Raw genomic sequence first — 17,142 nt, 5'->3', positions numbered from 1 at the left:
CCGCCACGTCGGCCGCAGCCAGCCTGGCTGCGGACGGCCGGCGGCCTGCATTCAGAGATACACCATGGGATATCAATGGAATTGGGGCGTCCTGCTGGAGCCCTCGCCGGATGGCGGGCAGACCTACCTGCAGATGCTGCTCGACGGTCTGACCATCACGGTCAAGACGGCCGGACTGGCCTGGGTGCTGGCCCTGGGCCTGGGGCTGGCCGTCGGCGTGGCGCGCACGCTGCCGTCGGCCTTCGTACGCAGCCTGGGCGCAGTCTATGTGGAAGTGTTCCGCAACATTCCGCTCATCGTGCAGATGTTCCTCTGGTACTTCGTGGTGCCCGAGTTGCTGCCCACGTCCTGGGGCGACTGGATCAAGCAGTTGCCCGAGGGCTCGTTCTATACCGCCGCCCTGTCGATCGGCGTCTACATGTCGGCACGTATCGGCGAGCAGTTGCGCGCCGGCATCGAGGCCCTGCCCAAGGGGCAGCGCCAGGCCGGGCTGGCGCTGGGCATGCGCCTGCCGCAGCTCTACCGCCATGTGCTGCTGCCCAATGCCTTGCGCATGGTGCTGCCCACCATGACGTCGGATTGCCTGAACACCATCAAGAATACGTCGGTGGCCTTGACCATCGGCCTGGCTGACCTGACTGCTCAGGCCCACGCCATGCAGGAGTTCTCCTTTCAGGTGTTCGAGGCATTCCTGACGGCTACCGTGGCCTATCTGGTGCTGAACCTGATTGTCATCGTCGCCATGCGCGCGCTGGAGCGCTGGGTCGCCATCCCCGGCCGTACCATCAAAGGAGGACGCGCATGAGCGGGTTCGATTATCAGGCCGTCATCGACGCGCTGCCCTACCTGTTGTTCACCGGCCTGAAATTCAGCCTGCTGCTGACGGCCTCCTCGGCCGTCGGCGGCATGGCGCTGGGTGCGCTGCTGGCCGTTGCGCGCCTGTACGGCAGCCGCTGGGTTGCCTGGCCGGCCACCATCTACGTCAACTTGTTCCGCTCGTTGCCGCTGGTGCTGGTGATCTTTCTGATCTACTTCATCCTGCCGTATCTGCTGCAGTGGGTCATGCAGGCCGAGCGCCCCATCGTGCTGGGCGCGATGGGCTCGGCCTTCGTGACCTTCATTCTGTTCGAGGCCGCGTATTTCTCCGAGATCATCCGCGCCGGGATCGGCAGCGTGGGCCATGGCCAGTATGCGGCCGCCTGCGCGCTGGGGCTGACCCACGCCCAGGCCCTGCGCAAGGTGGTGCTGCCGCAGGCGCTGCGCAACATGCTGCCGGTGCTGCTGACCCAGATCATCGTGATCTTCCAGGAAACCGCGCTGGTGTACGTGCTGTCGCTGCCGGACTTCCTGGGCGCGGCGACCAAGATCGCACAACGCGACAACCGCCTGGTCGAGATGTATGTGGTGGTGGCGCTGGTGTTCTTCGTGATCTCTTTTACCGCTTCGCGCGGGGTGCGCGTGCTGCGCGCGCGCCTGGGCGCCTGAGCGCCTGCCGGATAAAAATTTGGAGTCCTTGCAATGATAGAAATCGAAGGGGTCGGCAAGCGCTACGGCGAGCTGGCCGTGCTCAAGAACTGCTCGCTGAACGTGGCGCGCGGCGAGGTGGTGGTGGTCTGCGGTCCGTCGGGCTCAGGCAAGTCCACGCTGATCAAGTGCGTCAACCGCCTTGAGCCGTTCGAGTCCGGCCGCATCGTGGTCGATGGCACCGATGTGGGCGCAGCCGGCACCAATCTGCCGGCGCTGCGCGCCCGGGTCGGGATGGTGTTTCAGCATTTCGAGCTGTTTCCGCACCTGACGGTCCTGCAGAACGTCTGCCTGGCGCAGACGACCGTGCTGGGCCGCAACCGCGCGCAGGCCGAGGAAAAGGCCCTGGCCTTGCTTGAGCGGGTGGGCGTGAGCGCGCACCGCGACAAGCACCCCGGCCAGCTGTCGGGCGGCCAGCAGCAGCGCGTGGCCATCGCGCGCGCGCTGGCGATGGACCCGGTGGTCATGCTGTTTGACGAGCCGACCTCGGCCCTGGACCCGGAAATGATCGGCGAGGTGCTGGATGTCATGACCGGCCTGGCGCGCGATGGCATGACCATGATGGTGGTCACCCACGAAATGGGCTTCGCGCGCCGCGTGGCCGACCGGATCGTGTTCATGGAGTCGGGCGAGATCATCGACGACGTGAGCGCCACCGAGTTCTTCGGCAGCGCCGCCTCGCAGCGTTCGCGCGAATTCCTGTCCCGCATCATCAGCCATTAACTACGCTTACTTACCACCAGGCGGTTGCCTTCCATGTCTTCCCTTTGCTATATCAACGGTAATTTCGTGCCTGCCGAGCAGGCGAGCATTCCGGCCATGGACCGGGGCTTTTTGTTCGGTGATGGTGTCTATGAGGTCGTCGCGGTGATGGACGGCCTGCTGCTGGAGTTCGAGCGCCATGCCGCGCGCCTGGCGCGCAGCCTGGCCGAGATCGGCATCGCCAATCCGCTGCCGCGCGAGCGTCTGCTGGAAGTCTGCCGCGAGCTCATCAGGCGTTCGGCCCTGCGTGAAGGGTCGATCTATCTGCAGATCACCCGGGGCGCGGACACCAAGCGCGATTTCGCCTTCCCCAAGGGCGTCGAGCCGACGGTGATGATGTTCACGGCCGAGAAGGTCCTGAGCGTCAATCCGCTGGCCGACAGCGGCGTGCGCGTTGCCAGCGTGCCGGATCTGCGCTGGGCGCGGCGCGACATCAAGAGCGTGTCCCTGCTGGCGCAGGTGCTGGCCAAGCAGGCGGCGCAGTCCAGCGGCGCCTTCGAGGCCCTGATGGTCGACGCCCAGGGCGTGGTCACGGAGGGATCGTCGTCCAGCGCCCTGCTGGTCAACGATGCCGACGAGATCGTGGTGCGGCCGCTGTCCAACGATATCCTGCCCGGCTGCACACGCGCGGCGGTGTTGGCGCTGGCCGCCGAGCGCAATATGAAAGTGGTCGAACGCACGTTCACCCTGCAGGAGTGCATGCAGGCGCGCGAGGTGATCCTGACCTCGGCGCTGCATTTCGTGCTGCCGGTCATCGCCATCGATGATCAGCCGGTGGCCGGCGGCAAGCCCGGTCCGGTGTGCGCGGCCTTGCGCACGCTCTACCTGCGTCATGCCATGGCAACGGCGCTCTGATCCGCGTTGACGCGAGGACGACGGGCCCGCCGCATGGCGGGCCCGTCTTGTTTCAGACGGCCTGGGCGCGCGCGTGCCGGAATGGCAGCAACGACAGGTCGAGCGCAGCCGGGCCGGGCGCATCGATGTCGATGATGGCGCGGCACAGGCTGCCGAAGGCCGCCCGGAAGTGGTTCTTGGCCTTGACGCAAAGCAGGCGTTGCCTGACCGGGTCGATGCCATGCATGAGAAAGAAGCCCGGATCATTGGCCGGGACCACATGCTCGGTCAGGATGACGCGGATATTGGGGCGCGCCACCAGGCTGAGCAGGGCGGTCGGCCCGCAGCGCATCAGCACGCCGGTTTCCTTGGGCCCCACGTTGGTGAAATCGCCGTCGGTCAGGCGCTCGATGCGCACCTGTACCGTGACCGGCTCGCCGAAGGCGCGGTTGTAGCGTCCGCCCAGCGACAGGGTGAGTTCGGCGCCGGGGCCGGCCTGTTCGACGGCGCGCATGGCCTGGGGGTCGGCGAAACTGGCCACCACGCAGGGTTCGTCGAACGGGGTGTCGAGCACGGCCCGCAGCAGCGTGGTGGTGTCGCCGCTGCCGCCCGAGGCGGGGTTGTCGCCCGGATCGTTCACCGCGATCAGGCCGGGACCCTGCGCCAGCAGGGCCAGCGCCTGTGCCAGACCCTGGGTGGCGCTGGGCAGGCTGATGGCAAACTCGGGCGCGGCCTGGCGCAGCGCCTGGCTCAAGGTGGCCAGGGCCTGCCGGGCGGCGGCTTCGCCCGTCGCATCATCGTCTGCGGTGATCACGACCGAGGCGCCGGTGTTGACGGTGTCTGAATAGGGGAAGCCCCCGAACACCGAAATATCGCGGATCGGCCCCTGCGTGAGCGTGCGGGCCAGGTGCTGCAGCTCGCACATCGGCCCGGCCTGGGTGCGCATGTTGAAGCTGGACAGCAGCAGGCCCGGCTTGTCCAGCCAGACCCGGGTGCGTGCGCCATGCTGCACATTGGCCGCCAGCAGATCGAGTACACGGCTCGCGGTGTCGAACTGATCGATGTGCGGGTAGGTCTTGTAGGCGGCCGCTGCATCCAGCAGGGGCGCGATCTCCGGGCCCAGGTTGCCGTGCAGATCGAAGCTCGCGCCCAGCGGCGTATGCGGCGCCAGGGCGCGCACCGCCTGCAGCAGTTCAAGTTCGGGGTTCTGGCGTGCGTCGGTGATGGCCGCGCCATGCAGCGACAGATAGATCGCGTCCCAGGGGGCTTGTTGCTGGCCGGCCTGCAGCCCGGCCAGGATGTCGGCCCGGATGGCCTCGAAGGCAGCGTCTTCGATGGGCCCGCCCGGCTGCGCGGCGGCGCAGCGCAGCACGGTGACGTCCCAGTCGGGGTGCTGGCGCGCGAACTGTTCGACCGCGCCCATTTCGCTGGCCGTCTCGCGTGCCGCGGCCAGCACCTGCGCGCCTTCACCCCACTCCTGGCGCTGAAAGTCGGCCAGGGTGCAGGGAATGGGCGTGAAGGCATTGCCTTCGAACCAGAAGCGCGCCACGGCCAGGCGCTTGCGCCGGGCGCCGCAGGAGGAAACAGGAGGCATGGGAGAGGAGAGCGGGGTCATTTGGGGGAGATGCCGGCGGCGCGCGTCAGGGTTTCGTACTTGCTGGACTCGCTGGCCAGGAACTGGCCCAGCGCTTGCGGGCTGCCGGGCACCGGCACGGCGGCCAGTTCGGTCAGTTTGGCACGGGTGGCATCCTGCTGCAGCCACTGATTGATGGCGCCATTGAGACGCTCGACGGCATCGGGCGGCGTGCCGGCCGGCGCCATCACCACGAACCACGAATTCAGTTCGTAGCCCGGCACGGTCGCGCCGATGGGCTGGACCCGGGGCAGGGCGGGATCCGGCTGTTTGCTGCTCACACCCAGTGCGATGAGCTGGCCGGCGCGGATGGCGCCCAGCGCCGTGGGCAGGTTGTCGCTGCCCAGTTCGATGGTGCCGGCCAGCAAATCGTTGCGCGCCTGGCTGGCGCCGGTATAGGGCACATGGGTCAGTTCGATCCCGGCCATCTGCTGAATCAGTTCCATGGCCAGATGCCCGGAGCTGCCGATGCCCGGCGTGCCCCAGTTGAGCTGGCCGGGGCGCGCCTTGGCGGCGCGGATCAGGTCGGCCATGTCCTTGAAGCCGGTTGCCGGCGAAGTCAGCACCACATTGGCCACGTTGGCCACATGCGCCACCGGCGTGAAGTCTTTGACGGCGTCGTAGCCGGTGTTCTGGTAGACCAGGCGGTTGGTGACCTGGGTGCCGGGGGTGCCCAGCAGCAGGGTATAGCCATCCGGCTTGGCGCGCGCGACTTCGGTGGCGCCCAGGTTGCCGCCGGCGCCTCCCTTGTTGACGACCACCACCGGCTGGCCGAGACCGGGGCCGATGCCCTCGGCCACCAGTCGGGCCAGCATATCGGTGGTCCCGCCGGCGGCGAAAGGCACCACCAGGCGCAGCGGCTTGTCGGGCCAGGCGTGGGCGCTGCCGGCAAACAGGCCCAGCGCAAGGACACAGGCGGCGCGCAGCGATCCGGCGCCCGGCAGGGAAACGAGGGGGGAAAGGCGCATGGGGGGAAGTCTCCGGTTGAGGACAGTTGATCTATTTATGATTTGATTGGATCATACGATCTAGTTTCGTCTTCCGTCAAACATTTGTCCCCTCCTTCGGACTGCCTCATGAGCCACATCATCCACCGCAATCCTGCCCGTATACCGCCGCTGGCCGCGCAGGCGCAGGGCTGCTTTCTGATCGACCGCGAAGGGCGGCGCTACTACGACGCCTCGGGCGGGGCCGCTGTCTCCTGCCTGGGCCACGTGCACCCGGAAGTGCTTGCCGACATGAGCGCCCAGTTGCAGCGGCTGGAGTACGCCCATACGGGCGCGTTCACGTCTGCGCCGGCCGAGGCGCTGGCCGATCTGCTGGCGGCGCAGTCGCCCGCGGGCCTGGGCAATGCCTATTTCGTGTCGGGGGGCTCCGAGGCGGTCGAGACGGCGCTCAAGCTGGCGCGCCAGTACCAGGTGGCCCGCGGCCAGCCGCAGCGCTACCTGACCATCTCGCGTCACCAGAGCTACCACGGCAATACCCTGGGCGCGCTGGCCGTGGGTGGTCACAAGGGACGCCGGGCGCTGTATGCGCCGCTGCTGGTCGAAAGCTGTCACGTCTCGCCCTGCTTTGCCTACCGCTACCAACTGGCCGGGGAGAGCGACGACGCCTACGGCGACCGTCTGGCGCAAGAGCTGGAGCAGACCCTGTTGCGTGTCGGGCCGCAGAATGTCTCGGCCTTTCTGGCCGAGACCGTCGTCGGGGCCACGGCGGGCGCGGTGGCCCCGGTGGCGGGCTACTTCCGCAAGATCAAGGCCGTCTGCGAGCGTCACGGCGTGCTGCTCATCCTGGACGAAGTGATGTGCGGCCTGGGCCGCAGCGGCAGCTATCACGCGTTTGAGCAGGAGGGTGTCACGCCTGACATTCTGTGTCTGGCCAAGGGCCTGGGCGGCGGATTCCAGCCGATTGCCGCGGTGCTGGCGCAGGATCATGTGGTGAACACGGTCACCGAAGGCTCGGGCGCCTTCCAGCATGGTTTCACCTATGCCGGTCATCCGCTGGCGTGCGCGGCGGCTCTGGCGGTGCAGCGCATCGTGGTGCGCGATGGCCTGGCGCAGCGCTCGGCCGAGCTGGGCGCCTATCTGCAGGCGCGCCTGCGCGAACGCTTCGCCGAGCATCCGCATGTGGGCGACATTCGCGGGCGCGGGCTGTTTCAGGCGATCGAGCTGGTGGCGGAGCGCGACCGCGCGCAGCCCTTCGCGCCGGGCCTGCAACTGCATGCCCGCATCAAGGAGGAGGGCGCCGCACGTGGCCTGTTATGCTACCCCGGCGGCGGCACCATCGATGGCGAACAGGGCGACCACGTACTGCTGGCGCCGCCCTACATCACCAGCCGCGAAGAACTGGACATGGCCGTGGATCTGCTCGGCCAGGCGGTCGACGCGGCGATTGCCCGCGTGGGCGCCGCGCCGGCGCCGCACGCCTGACCCCCCGCCCGACGGAAGCACCAGATGGACAAGCGCGCAGTCGACAAACTGATCGAAGACCGCTATCAGACCTTGCCGCCCGCCTTGCAGCGCGCCGCGCGCTATGCCATCGATCATCCCAAGGAAATGGCGCTGCATTCCATGCGCAGCATCGCGGCCAGCGCGGGCCTGCCGGCCAGCGCCATGCACCGGTTGGCCTGCCAGCTGGGCTTTGACGGCTACGAAGCCCTGCGGAATGTCTATCGTCAATGGGTCGCGCAGGATGGCAGCTCCTTTTCCGAGCGCGCCACGGCCTTGCAAAAGCGCGGCGACGCCACCGAGGCCCTGGCCAAGGAGTTGCTGGCCGCCGATGGCCAGAACCTGGCGCAGATGATCACGCCCGAGACGCTGGGCGTTATCCGGCAGGCGCGCGATGTGCTGGCGCAGGCGCGCCGCATCTATGTGGCCGGGCTGCGCAGCCTGTTTCCGGCTGCGTTCTATTTTCATTACGCCAGCGCCATGTTCATGGACAACACGACTCTGCTGACCGGCATCGCCGGTGCATTCGCCGATGGCCTGCGCCGCGCGGGCGAGCAGGATGCGCTGTTGGTGTTCAGCTATCACCCCTATGCGCGCGAGACGCTCAATGCCGTGAAGTTCGCGCGCCAGCAAGGGCTGCATGTGGTCGCGGTGACCGACAGCGTGCTCTCGCCGGTGGCGCGCCAGGCACAGACGGCGATCGTGGTGGGCAATGCCACGCCATCGCTGTTTCCGTCGGTGGTGCCGGCGCTGTCGGTGGCGCAGACGCTGGTGGCGCTGCTGCTGGCCAATGGCGGCGCCGACAGCCTCAGGGAAATCGCCCGCAGCGAAGCCCAGCTCGATCAGTTCTCGGTCTACACCCAGGAGCGCGGCGCGCGCGCGGCGCGGCGCTGACAACGCTTTGCCGCCGCCGGCAGGTGCTGCGGCGGATGTCGCATAATGGGCAGGCGCTGTCGATGGCGCTTCTGTCCCGTTGTCTGTCTCTCTCTGGAAGGCTTGCATGTCTACCTCCGTCAAGGATGCGTCGTCTGCGCTGATCGGGCCCAATGCCTGGCTCAAGGAACTGACGCGCCTGAAACCGGCCCGCTGGCACTGGGGGCGCTCGATCCGTGCCGCGCTTGCCATGGGCATTCCGCTGAGCGTCGGCGTCTGGATGGACGACATGGCCAGCGTGCTGTTCGTCGCCATGGGCGCCATGCTTCAGGGCATGGGCGAACGCGACGCGCCGTATCCGGCGCTCTTCAAGAAGGCTCTCATTTCGGCGCCGCTGGGCGCGCTGGCTTTTCTGCTGGGCTACCTGAACGGCCTGCCCTGGGGAGTGATCGTGCTCGTCATGGCCGGCGTGGCGTTCGTGGCAGCCATCCTCAGCAGCTATGCCGCGCCGCTGTCCGTGGGTTGCCTGCAGTTGCTGGCCATGGGGGCGGTCCTGATCGGCAACCCCGAGCTGGCGCCTTATTGGCCGACCGCGCTCAAGTTGCTGCTGGGGTCCGCGCTTTACATGGTTCTGTTGGGGCTGGAGGCGCTGTTCTTCAGTTACCGGCCGGAGCGCCAGATGGTGTCGGCGCTGCTGCAGGCGCTGGCCGCGCTGGCGCAGGCGCGCGCACAGGGCGGCGCCGACAGCGGCCAGGCCCGCCAGAGTGTCACGGATCAGCTGTCGGCGCTTTATGGTCTGCTGCTGCAGCGGCGCTCGCATGCCTTGGGCGTGACGGCGCACCTGAACCATGCAGCGGCCTTGCTGCAGCGCGCCGACGCCCTGTTTGCGCAAGTGATGTCCTGTGCCGACAGCGTCGACCTGCAGCAGGCCGCTGCCGACCTGCGAGCCCTTGCGCAGGCCTATGACGCCGAGGCGCGTGACCCGGCGGCGCTGGCCGCCGCACCCGGGAAGCCCCTGAGCGCGGCGATTGCCGCGCTGGGCCAGGCGCTGTGGGGTCGCAGCGTGGAAGACGAGATGCCACGCGACGAGGCCGCCGGCCCGCGCGAAAGCCGCCTCGCCCTGTTGCGCGACAAGCTTACGCGCGGGCGCCAGGTCATGCAGCCCGCGCTGGCGCTGGCGCTGTGCACCGGCATCGCCTACTCGTTCTACTGGATCGACGACAAAAGCCATTGGTATTGGGTGCCCATGACGGTCTGCATCGTCATGAAGCCCGACATGGGGTCGATTTTTGCGCGCGCCGTGCTGCGCTGCGTGGGTACCGGTGCGGGCGTGCTGGTCGGCGCGCTCATCATGGCCTGGATGCCGACCGGTTATCTGTTCGTGCTGGCCATGGTGGCGATCGCGGTCGTCATGCCCTGGCTGTCGCAGCGTTCGTATGCCCTGCTGGCCTTCAGCCTGACGCCGCTGGTGCTGGTGCTGATCGACTCGGTCAGCCCGGAAACCCGGGGCACGAACTACGCTTTGCTGCGGCTGGTCGATACGGTGCTGGGGGCGGCGATCGTGCTGGTCTTCGGCTACCTGATCTGGCCGCGCAGCCCGGATCGGAAAATGGAGCCGGCCTTTCTGGTGGCGCGCCAGCAGATTGCGCGTTATCTGCGCGTCTCGGTGGCGGGCAAGGGCGACGTGCAGCAGATCCGCCTGTGCCGCCGTCAGGCCTATGGCGCATTGTCAGACATGCGCATGCAGTTGCAGCAGGCTTTGGGGGATCCGCCGCCGGCCGGCCGGGAAGCGGCCGCCTGGTTCCCGATGATCACCGGCGCGGAGCGCATCTGCGATGCCATCACGGCGTATTCCTCGCAGCTGTATCCGGCTCCTGCGCCCGAGGACGCCCGGCGCCTGGAGCAACTGGCCGAACTGCTGGAGTCCGGACTGGACGCGCCGCAATGGCAGCATATCGGCGCCGATCTGGCGGCCACTTCGCCGCAGGCGCGGCTGGTCAATGCCATCCAGGGCGAGCTGCGCCAGGGCCGCAAGATGCTGGGCACGGCCAGCGCGCCGCAGGCGGCGTGACGGCTCGCGGCCTTGCCGGCAGATCGCCCGGCAAGGCCGCGACAGCGGGTCGGCCCCAGAGGGGGCGAAAAAGAGGGCGGCGAAAAACGCGCCTATAAAGCCAGCCTACAAAGCAAAAGCCCCGCCGTATTTTCATACGAACGGGGCACATTGCCTGAATCTTTTTGGTGGCCCGGGGCGGAATCGAACCACCGACACAAGGATTTTCAATCCTCTGCTCTACCGACTGAGCTACCGGGCCAACGAAGAACGTAACTATACAACAAAAAATTGGCTTGTGCGAGGATTCGGCCACTTTTTTTCATCCCCGGTCTTTGAGCGGCTGCCAGCCCCGTAGGTGGGCGCAGGACAGCCTCTCGGGGTTGACACGAAGCAACGCTTGTGAAGCGGGATATGGGATAACAGGGGTGGGGGGGTATAATGGTGCGTTGCTGCGGACGTCGCCGCGCTTGCGCTCCTTGCCTTTTCAATGTCAGTCGCCGTTCTTGCCTTCGGTCTGAACCACACTTCCGCGCCGGTTTCGGTGCGTGAACGCGTGTCCATGCCCGTCGATCTGGTGCAGCCGGCACTGTCCGGGCTGCGCTCGGCGTTCGGCGGCGCGGTGCGCGAGGCCGCCATTCTGTCGACCTGTAATCGCACCGAGATCTATTGCGCCGCCGACGTCAACGTCGTGGAGCAATTGCCCGCCTGGCTGGCCGACCATCACCGCATGGAAGCCGGCAGCCTGCATCCCCATCTGTATCGCCTGCGCCAGGATGAGGCCGTTCGCCATGCCTTCCGCGTGGCCAGCGGGCTCGATTCCATGGTGTTGGGCGAACCGCAGATCCTCGGCCAGATGAAGACCGCCGTGCGCGCCGCCGAAGAGGCCGGCTCGCTGGGTACCCTGCTGCATCAGCTCTTTCAGCGCACCTTCTCGGTGGCCAAGGAGGTCCGCTCGCAGACTGCCATCGGCGCGCATTCGGTGTCCATGGCGGCCGCGGCCGTGCGGCTGGCCGAACGCGTGTTCGGCAATCTCGAACAGGCCAGCACCCTGTTCATCGGCGCGGGCGAAATGATCGAACTGTGCGCGACTCACTTCGCCGCCCAGCATCCGCGTTCCATGGTGGTGGCCAACCGCAGCGTCGAGCGCGCCGAAACGCTGGCCGGCCGCTTCTCGGCCGGCACCATGAAGCTGGCCGACCTCACCGACCGCCTGTCCGAGTTCGACGTGGTGGTGTCCTGTACGGCCAGTTCCCTGCCCATCCTGGGCCTGGGCATGGTCGAGCGCGCCACCCGCCAGCGGCGTCACCGCCCGATGGTCATGATCGACCTGGCCGTGCCGCGCGACATCGAGCCCGAAGTCGGCCGACTCGATGACGTCTATCTGTACTCGGTCGATGATCTGGGGCGTCTGGTGCAATCGGGCACCGATGCGCGCCGCGCCGCCGTGGTGCAGGCCGAAGCCATCATCGACACCCGCGTCCAGGGGTTCATGCACTGGATGCAATCGCGTGAAGTGGTGCCCGTCATCCGCAATCTGCACCAGGCTGCCGAAGACTTGCGCGCCGCCGAACTGGAGCGTGCCCGGCGCATGCTGGCCCGCGGCGATGCGCCCGAGGCCGTGCTGGAGCAGCTGGCCCACGGCCTGACCCAGAAGTATCTGCATGGCCCGCTGGCCGCGCTCAACCGCAGCGCCGGCGAAGAGCGCAAGCAGTTGCTGTCCTGGATGCCGCGCCTGTTCCCCGGCCGCGACTCGCGCCGTTAGCGACCCCCGTCTGGCCGCTGCCTGCCCTTGGCGGGCCTGCCGCATGGCGCGCGGCGTAACCCCTCCCTCCTCATTTTTTAGCGTCTTCCCATGAAATCCTCCATGCGCAGCCGGCTGGAACAGCTGGCGCACCGCCTGATCGAAGTTGATGCCTTGCTGGCCGAGCCCGAAACCGCCTCCGACATGGATCGCTTTCGCAAACTCTCGCGCGAGCGCGCCGAGCTGGAGCCGGTGGTGGTGGCCTTCAACGGTTTTCAGGCCAGCGAGTCGGATCTGGCCACGGCCCAGGAGATGCTGGCCGATCCCGAAATGCGGGACATGGCCGAAGAAGAAATCGAAACCGCCCGTGAGCGCCTGCAGGCCCTGGAGGCCGAGTTGCAGGTACTGCTGCTGCCGCGCGACCCGGATGACGGGCGCAGCGTGTTCCTGGAAATCCGCGCTGGCACCGGTGGCGATGAAAGCGCGCTGTTCTCGGGCGATCTGCTGCGCATGTACAGCCGTTATGCCGAGGGGCAGGGCTGGCGGGTCGAGATCATGTCGGAAAGCGAGTCCGAGCTGGGCGGCTACAAGGAAGTGATCGCCCGCATCGATGGCGATGGCGCCTACGGACGCCTGAAGTTCGAGTCGGGGGCGCACCGCGTGCAGCGCGTGCCCGCCACCGAGGCGCAGGGCCGCATTCACACTTCGGCCTGCACCGTGGCGGTGATGCCCGAGGCCGACGCCGTGGGCGAGGTGGTGATCAACCCGGCCGATCTGCGCATCGACACCTTCCGCGCCAGCGGCGCGGGCGGGCAGCACATCAACAAGACCGACTCAGCCGTGCGTATCACCCACCTGCCCACCGGGCTGGTGGTGGAGTGTCAGGATGACCGCTCGCAGCACCGCAACAAAGACCGCGCCATGCAGGTGCTTGCTGCGCGCCTGAAAGACAAGGAGTTGCGCGAGCGCCAGAACAAAGAGGCTGCCGAACGCAAAAGTCTGGTGGGCTCGGGCGACCGTTCCGAGCGCATCCGTACCTACAACTTCCCGCAGGGGCGGGTCACCGATCACCGCATCAACCTGACGCTGTACAAGCTGCAGCAGATCATGGAGGGCGACCTGGATGAGCTGACCGGCGCGCTGCTGGCCGAGCACCAGGCCGAGCAGCTGGCGGCCCTGGGCCACGATCTGTGAGCGCCGTGCAGATCCGCGATCTGCTGCAGGATGGCCGTCTGCCGCGCCTGGAGGCGCGCATGCTGGTCGAGCGGGTCTGGCAGCGCTCGCGCGCCTGGCTGCTGGCGCATGACGATGAACCGGCCGAGCCGGCCCTGTGCGCCGCCTACGAGGCGCTGGCGCAGCGCCGGCTGGCGGGCGAGCCCATGGCCTACGTGCTGGGCGAGCGCGAGTTCATGGGCCATGTCTTCGCCGTGTCGCCGGCAGTGCTGATCCCGCGTCCGGATACCGAGACGCTGGTCGAGGCGGCGCTGGCCTTTCTGGCAGGGCGTCCTGCGGCGCGGGTGCTGGATCTGGGCACCGGCAGCGGCGCGATTGCGATATCGATTGCGCTGGCCTGTCCCCAGGCCGAGGTCACGGCGACCGATCTGAGCGCCGACGCCCTGGCCGTGGCGCGCGCCAATGCCGGGCGTCTGGGCGCGTCGCTGACGCTGGCCCAGGGAAGCTGGTTCGAGGCGCTGGCGCCCGGACAGAAATACGATCTCATCGTGTCCAACCCGCCGTATATTCACGGGGATGATCACCATCTGTCGCAGGGCGATCTGCGTTTCGAGCCGCCCGGTGCGCTGAGCGATGGCGCCGACGGCCTGAGCGCGCTGGCCGAGATCGCCGCCCAGGCCCCGCGCTGGCTGGCCCCGGGCGGCGCGCTGTGGTGCGAACATGGTTGGGATCAGGCGGGCGCGGTGCGCGCCCTGCTGCAGGCCTCGGGCCTGAAAAACGTCGAAAGCCGGCGAGATCTGGGGGGAATCGAACGGATTTCCGGCGGCTTTCTATAATGCATGTGTTCCGCGTGTTCCTTTTGCGAGTTTAGCCATGAGCGATGTACAGAATTTCATCCGTGAGACCGTGACCCAGCATCCCGTGGTGCTGTTCATGAAGGGCACGGCGCAGTTTCCGCAATGCGGCTTCTCGGGCCGCGCCATCCAGATCCTGAAGGGCTGTGGCGTCAAGAAACTGGTGACGGTCAATGTGCTCGAGGACGAAGAAGTCCGCCAGGGCATCAAGACCTTCTCCAGCTGGCCCACCATCCCGCAGCTTTATGTGGGCGGCGAGTTCATCGGCGGCTCTGACATCATGTCCGAGATGAACGAAAGCGGCGAACTCAAGACGCTGCTGGATCAAGCCGGCGCCACGGTCTGACCCCATGCGCAGGCTGGTCATCGGCATTACCGGCGCCACCGGTTCCCTGTATGCCGTGCGCATGCTGCAGACCTTGCGCGAGGTCGACGACGTGCAGACCCACCTGGTGGTGTCGGCTTCGGGTGTGCTCAATATCCAGCACGAACTGGACATGAGCCGCCAGCAGGTCCATGCCCTGGCCGATCATGTGCACGGGGTGCGCGATGTGGGGGCGACGCTGGCCAGCGGCGCCTTCGAGACGGCCGGGATGGTCATCGTGCCTTGCTCGATGCGCACCCTGGCCGCCGTAGCCCATGGCTTGTCCGATAATCTCATCACGCGCGCTGCCGACGTCACGCTCAAAGAGCGCCGCCGTCTGGTCATGATGGTGCGCGAGACGCCGTTCAATCTTGCGCACCTGCGCAACATGACGGCTGTCACCGAGATGGGCGGCATCGTGTTCCCGCCGCTGCCGGCCTTTTATCACCGGCCCGCCAGCATCGAGGAGATGGTGGACCACACCGTGGCCCGCGTGCTGGAGCTCTTCGATATCCGCGTGCCCGGCCCGCGCTGGGAAGGCACGCGTCCCTGACCCCGGGCGGCCCGCTCAGGCCGGCTGCGGGTAGCTCTGCTGGTAGCGCACGCTGAAGGTGTGCAGGGCGCGCAGCGCCTGCTGCGGGTCGTGGCCTGCCTTGAGCAGGAAGCTGTCGAAGCCCACGCGCGCCTGGTAGTACAGCGTGTCGATCATCACGTCGCCCATGGCGCGCAACTCGCCGCGCCAGCCGTGGCGCGCGCGCAGCAGCTGCGCGAGCGAATAGCCGCGCCCGTCGGTATACACCGGGAAATCAATCGCAATGAAAGCAGGCGGTGTTTGCGTCAGGGCGTCGCTGGCGGCAAGCGGCCCCAGGTCGGCGTCCGGGCCCAGCAGCAGCGCCACCGGATGCCGGCGCGTGCGCAAGGCCGGCTGATGGGCCAGCCAGGTCGGCAGATCGACGATCCAGTGTGCCTCGTCGGGCGGGGCGCTTTCGGCGTCGGCATGCAGGCGCCAGGGGTTGGCTTGCAGTTCGCCCTGGCGGATCAGTTGGGGGAGGTGCGTGTCAGCGGTCATGGAGGCGTTCTCAGGCGGGCACGGCTTGCTGCCGGGGGGCGGCCTTGGCCAGTTGCGGGTCGGCGTAGACGTCATGCTTGAAGGGATCGATGCCGACCCGTTCGACCACGTCGATGAAGCGCTCCTGGTCGCTGTCGCGCAGCGTGAGATAGGTGCGCACCAGGCGTTCGACCACATGTGCGACCTGCTCGCGCGCGAAGGACGGCCCGATGATGCGCCCGATCGCCGCGCCGCCGCCGCGCTGCGATGCCAGGTCGGGCAGGGGACGCGCCGCGCCGTTCTGGCGGCCGCCCAGCGTCACCTGATACCACTCCTCGCCGGCCTTGTCGACGCCCAGGATACCGATGTGGCCGATGTGGTGGTGGCCACAGGAGTTGATGCAGCCGGAGATGTTCAGGTCCAGTTCGCCGATTTCGAACAGATAGTCCAGGTCGTCGAAACGACGCTGGATGGCTTCGGCCACCGGGATGGAAACGGCATTGGCCAGGGCGCAGAAGTCGCCGCCCGGACAGGCGATGATATTGGTGAGCAGGCCGATGTTGGGCGTGGCGAGCTTGAGGTCTTCCAGTTCGCGCCAGAGTTCGGGCAGCTGCGCGCGGCGCACGTCGGCCAGGATCAGGTTCTGTTCGTGCGAGACGCGCAATTCGCCGAAGCCGTAGCGTTCGGACAGGTCGGCGGCCGCTTCCATCTGTTCGGCCGTGATGTCGCCGGGAGGCACGCCCGTGGCCTTGAGCGAGAGCGTCACGGCGGCATAGCCCGGCACGCGATGCGGATGCACGTTGGTGCGCAGCCAGCGGGCAAAGCGCGGGTTCCGGGCGGCCAGGGCGGCGCCAGGATCCTCCTGGCCGGCGGCCCGGGGATCATAGGATGGCCACTCGAAGCGCCCGGCGATGGTGTCCAGCTGGGCCTGGGTGATGGTGTCCGGGCCGTCCTTGATGCGCAGCCATTCTTCCTCGACCTGCCGGGCGTAGACCTCGGGGCTCAGGTCCTTGACGAGGATCTTGATGCGCGCCTTGTACTTGTTGTCGCGCCGGCCATGCAGGTTGTAGACGCGCAGCGCGGCCTGCAGATAGGTCAGCAGGTGCGGCCAGGCCACGAAGGGCTTGATCAGGTGACCGACCATGGGCGTGCGCCCCAGGCCGCCTCCCACCCAGACGCGAAAGCCCAGTTCGCCTTCGTGCTCGACGGCCTGCAGGCCGATATCGTGCACGCCGACGGCGGCCCGGTCCTGCAGGGCGCCGCTGACGGCGATCTTGAATTTACGCGGCAGAAAGGCGAATTCGGGGTGCAGCGTGGACCACTGCCGGATGATCTCGCACCACACCAGTGGATTGACCAGTTCGTCGGGCGCGATGCCGGCGAAGTGGTCGGTGGTGGTGTTGCGGATGCAGTTGCCGCTGGTCTGGATGGCGTGCATCTGCACCTCGGCCAGCTCGGCCAGGATGGCGGGCACGTCTTCCAGGCGCGGCCAGTTGAACTGGATATTCTGGCGCGTGGAAAAGTGGCCGTAGCCGCGATCATAGCGGCGCGCGATGCCGGCCAGCGTGCGCAGCTGGCGTGCGGCCAGCATCCCATACGGGATGGCCACCCGCAGCATGGGAGCATGGCGCTGGATGTACAGGCCGTTCTGCAGGCGCAGCACGCGGAACTCGTCTTCGCTGAGCTGGCCGTCGAGAAAGCGGCGGGTCTGGTCGGAAAACTGGGCGACGCGCTCTTGGACGAGCTGCTGGTCGACCGGGTCATACACATACATGTCGGGAACCCCGCAAGGCCGAAAAAACGGCCGCGAAAAGGCGTCCGGCCAGGGGCGGACAC

The 17,142-nt window shown here is 67.5% G+C and carries 16 protein-coding genes and 1 tRNA gene; 12 read left to right on the top strand and 5 right to left on the bottom strand.

Going from position 1 to position 17,142, the window contains the following annotated elements; genetic code table 11:
- Nucleotides 1-64 precede the first annotated feature (64 nt).
- From A7V84_RS17505 to A7V84_RS17490, 4 genes are read left to right on the top strand one after another with little or no spacing between them, the layout of a single operon-like run.
- Entirely contained in the window at nucleotides 65-805 is a 741-nt protein-coding gene (locus A7V84_RS17505) for an amino acid ABC transporter permease (protein WP_025513855.1), read from the top strand.
- Nucleotides 802-1,485: an amino acid ABC transporter permease gene (locus A7V84_RS17500; protein WP_025513853.1), complete on the top strand. Its 684-nt coding sequence runs from the start codon at nucleotides 802-804 to the stop codon at nucleotides 1,483-1,485. Before A7V84_RS17505 ends, A7V84_RS17500 begins: the two co-directional genes overlap by 4 nt.
- 33 nt (nucleotides 1,486-1,518) lie before the next feature.
- Complete coding sequence (locus A7V84_RS17495) at nucleotides 1,519-2,247, top strand: amino acid ABC transporter ATP-binding protein (RefSeq protein WP_025513851.1); 729 nt, start codon at nucleotides 1,519-1,521, stop codon at nucleotides 2,245-2,247.
- 33 nt (nucleotides 2,248-2,280) lie between these two features.
- Nucleotides 2,281-3,141: a D-amino acid aminotransferase gene (locus A7V84_RS17490; protein WP_025513849.1), complete on the top strand. Its 861-nt coding sequence runs from the start codon at nucleotides 2,281-2,283 to the stop codon at nucleotides 3,139-3,141.
- 52 nt (nucleotides 3,142-3,193) lie between these two features.
- Here the strand turns inward: A7V84_RS17490 and A7V84_RS17485 are convergent, their stop codons facing one another.
- A complete protein-coding gene (locus A7V84_RS17485; protein WP_033535114.1) occupies nucleotides 3,194-4,714 on the bottom strand; it encodes a M81 family metallopeptidase in 1,521 nt (506 codons plus the stop codon).
- A 17-nt stretch (nucleotides 4,715-4,731) separates the two neighbouring features.
- Nucleotides 4,732-5,721: a Bug family tripartite tricarboxylate transporter substrate binding protein gene (locus A7V84_RS17480; protein ID WP_033535113.1), complete on the bottom strand. Its 990-nt coding sequence runs from the start codon at nucleotides 5,719-5,721 to the stop codon at nucleotides 4,732-4,734.
- Between the two features lie 108 nt (nucleotides 5,722-5,829).
- Between A7V84_RS17480 and A7V84_RS17475 the strand changes: the two genes are divergently transcribed.
- The 3 genes from A7V84_RS17475 to A7V84_RS17465 all read left to right on the top strand — a co-directional run bounded on the left by A7V84_RS17475 (nucleotide 5,830) and on the right by A7V84_RS17465 (nucleotide 10,144).
- Nucleotides 5,830-7,182: an aspartate aminotransferase family protein gene (locus tag A7V84_RS17475; RefSeq protein WP_025513843.1), complete on the top strand. Its 1,353-nt coding sequence runs from the start codon at nucleotides 5,830-5,832 to the stop codon at nucleotides 7,180-7,182.
- Nucleotides 7,183-7,206: 24 nt separating this feature from the next.
- Nucleotides 7,207-8,094 (top strand): MurR/RpiR family transcriptional regulator, encoded by an 888-nt coding sequence (locus A7V84_RS17470; protein ID WP_025513841.1) that lies wholly within the window; start codon nucleotides 7,207-7,209, stop codon nucleotides 8,092-8,094.
- Between the two features lie 106 nt (nucleotides 8,095-8,200).
- Entirely contained in the window at nucleotides 8,201-10,144 is a 1,944-nt protein-coding gene (locus A7V84_RS17465; protein ID WP_063491745.1) for an FUSC family protein, read from the top strand.
- Between the two features lie 165 nt (nucleotides 10,145-10,309).
- Here A7V84_RS17465 and A7V84_RS17460 read toward each other — a convergent pair.
- Nucleotides 10,310-10,385 (bottom strand) — tRNA-Phe (locus A7V84_RS17460).
- Between the two features lie 228 nt (nucleotides 10,386-10,613).
- Between A7V84_RS17460 and hemA the strand changes: the two genes are divergently transcribed.
- The 5 genes from hemA (at nucleotide 10,614) to A7V84_RS17435 (ending at nucleotide 14,811) form a co-directional block, all read left to right on the top strand.
- Nucleotides 10,614-11,888, top strand: a complete 1,275-nt coding sequence (gene hemA, locus A7V84_RS17455) for a glutamyl-tRNA reductase (protein ID WP_025513831.1) — start codon at nucleotides 10,614-10,616, stop codon at nucleotides 11,886-11,888.
- Between the two features lie 90 nt (nucleotides 11,889-11,978).
- Nucleotides 11,979-13,061 (top strand): peptide chain release factor 1, encoded by a 1,083-nt coding sequence (gene prfA / locus A7V84_RS17450; protein ID WP_025513829.1) that lies wholly within the window; start codon nucleotides 11,979-11,981, stop codon nucleotides 13,059-13,061.
- A 5-nt stretch (nucleotides 13,062-13,066) separates the two neighbouring features.
- Nucleotides 13,067-13,876, top strand: a complete 810-nt coding sequence (prmC, locus tag A7V84_RS17445; protein ID WP_063492559.1) for a peptide chain release factor N(5)-glutamine methyltransferase — start codon at nucleotides 13,067-13,069, stop codon at nucleotides 13,874-13,876.
- Between the two features lie 37 nt (nucleotides 13,877-13,913).
- Nucleotides 13,914-14,240, top strand: a complete 327-nt coding sequence (gene grxD / locus A7V84_RS17440) for a Grx4 family monothiol glutaredoxin (RefSeq protein ID WP_025513824.1) — start codon at nucleotides 13,914-13,916, stop codon at nucleotides 14,238-14,240.
- Between the two features lie 4 nt (nucleotides 14,241-14,244).
- Nucleotides 14,245-14,811, top strand: a complete 567-nt coding sequence (locus A7V84_RS17435) for a UbiX family flavin prenyltransferase (protein WP_025513822.1) — start codon at nucleotides 14,245-14,247, stop codon at nucleotides 14,809-14,811.
- Nucleotides 14,812-14,826: 15 nt separating this feature from the next.
- Here the strand turns inward: A7V84_RS17435 and A7V84_RS17430 are convergent, their stop codons facing one another.
- Nucleotides 14,827-15,327: a DUF934 domain-containing protein gene (locus tag A7V84_RS17430; RefSeq protein WP_025513821.1), complete on the bottom strand. Its 501-nt coding sequence runs from the start codon at nucleotides 15,325-15,327 to the stop codon at nucleotides 14,827-14,829.
- 10 nt (nucleotides 15,328-15,337) lie between these two features.
- Nucleotides 15,338-17,080, bottom strand: coding sequence for a nitrite/sulfite reductase (locus A7V84_RS17425; RefSeq protein ID WP_033535110.1), 1,743 nt, complete (start codon nucleotides 17,078-17,080; stop codon nucleotides 15,338-15,340).
- Nucleotides 17,081-17,142: the final 62 nt, after the last annotated feature.

Source organism: Bordetella trematum (genome assembly GCF_900078335.1).
Lineage (GTDB): Bacteria > Pseudomonadota > Gammaproteobacteria > Burkholderiales > Burkholderiaceae_B > Bordetella > Bordetella trematum.
Note: the sequence above shows the minus strand (reverse complement) of the source record. Positions and strands in the feature narration are given on the sequence as shown.

Bases quoted from the DNA above. Each gene is read 5' to 3' on its own strand.
- A7V84_RS17480 (WP_033535113.1), bottom strand. From the start codon at position 5,721: ATGCGCCTTTCCCCCCTCGTTTCCCTGCCGGGCGCCGGATCGCTGCGC.
- A7V84_RS17485 (WP_033535114.1), bottom strand. From the start codon at position 4,714: ATGCCTCCTGTTTCCTCCTGCGGCGCCCGGCGCAAGCGCCTGGCCGTG.
- A7V84_RS17435 (WP_025513822.1), top strand. From the start codon at position 14,245: ATGCGCAGGCTGGTCATCGGCATTACCGGCGCCACCGGTTCCCTGTAT.
- prfA (WP_025513829.1), top strand. From the start codon at position 11,979: ATGAAATCCTCCATGCGCAGCCGGCTGGAACAGCTGGCGCACCGCCTG.
- A7V84_RS17500 (WP_025513853.1), top strand. From the start codon at position 802: ATGAGCGGGTTCGATTATCAGGCCGTCATCGACGCGCTGCCCTACCTG.
- hemA (WP_025513831.1), top strand. From the start codon at position 10,614: ATGTCAGTCGCCGTTCTTGCCTTCGGTCTGAACCACACTTCCGCGCCG.
- grxD (WP_025513824.1), top strand. From the start codon at position 13,914: ATGAGCGATGTACAGAATTTCATCCGTGAGACCGTGACCCAGCATCCC.
- A7V84_RS17475 (WP_025513843.1), top strand. From the start codon at position 5,830: ATGAGCCACATCATCCACCGCAATCCTGCCCGTATACCGCCGCTGGCC.
- A7V84_RS17495 (WP_025513851.1), top strand. From the start codon at position 1,519: ATGATAGAAATCGAAGGGGTCGGCAAGCGCTACGGCGAGCTGGCCGTG.
- A7V84_RS17490 (WP_025513849.1), top strand. From the start codon at position 2,281: ATGTCTTCCCTTTGCTATATCAACGGTAATTTCGTGCCTGCCGAGCAG.
- A7V84_RS17470 (WP_025513841.1), top strand. From the start codon at position 7,207: ATGGACAAGCGCGCAGTCGACAAACTGATCGAAGACCGCTATCAGACC.
- A7V84_RS17425 (WP_033535110.1), bottom strand. From the start codon at position 17,080: ATGTATGTGTATGACCCGGTCGACCAGCAGCTCGTCCAAGAGCGCGTC.
- A7V84_RS17430 (WP_025513821.1), bottom strand. From the start codon at position 15,327: ATGACCGCTGACACGCACCTCCCCCAACTGATCCGCCAGGGCGAACTG.
- A7V84_RS17465 (WP_063491745.1), top strand. From the start codon at position 8,201: ATGTCTACCTCCGTCAAGGATGCGTCGTCTGCGCTGATCGGGCCCAAT.
- A7V84_RS17505 (WP_025513855.1), top strand. From the start codon at position 65: ATGGGATATCAATGGAATTGGGGCGTCCTGCTGGAGCCCTCGCCGGAT.